General features: G+C 50.3%; 1 pseudogene. It reads right to left on the reverse strand.

The features are described 5' to 3' along the window. Positions 1-525 (reverse strand): annotated as a pseudogene (locus DSM106972_RS10400) (hypothetical protein); the annotation flags it as partial.

Genomic DNA, 525 nt, shown 5'->3' on the forward strand with positions numbered 1-525 from the left:
GCCTGTAGCAATAGCACCAGCACCACTTGCTGTCGCGGTATCACCTGTTGCGATTGAACTTGCTCCTGATGCTGTAGAACCCTTACCAGTCGAGGTGGCATTATTACCACTTGCAATCGCGGTGTCACCATAAGCTGATGCCGAAGTTCCCGTAGCTTGGGCCTGATTACCTGTTGCAGTCGCATTTTGCTGATTCGCTACTGAGTTGGCGCCTGTAGCAATAGCACCAGCACCACTTGCGGTTGCAGTATCACCTGTAGCAATTGAACTTGCACCTGATGCGCTTGAACCCTTACCAGTTGAAGTCGCATTTGTTCCACTTGCAATCGCTCTGTCACCTGTAGCGGTGGCTGAAATTCCTGTAGCTTGGGCTTGATTACCTGTTGCAGTCGCATTTTGCTGATTTGCTAAAGTGTTGGCACCTGTAGCAATAGCACCAGCACCACTTGCGGTCGCAGTATCACCTGTTGCAATTGAACTTGCACCTGATGCGCTTGACCCTTTACCAATCGCAGATGCATTTAC

The sequence above is a fragment of the Dulcicalothrix desertica PCC 7102 genome (genome assembly GCF_003991905.1).
GTDB classification, from domain to species: Bacteria; Cyanobacteriota; Cyanobacteriia; order Cyanobacteriales; family Nostocaceae; genus Dulcicalothrix; species Dulcicalothrix desertica.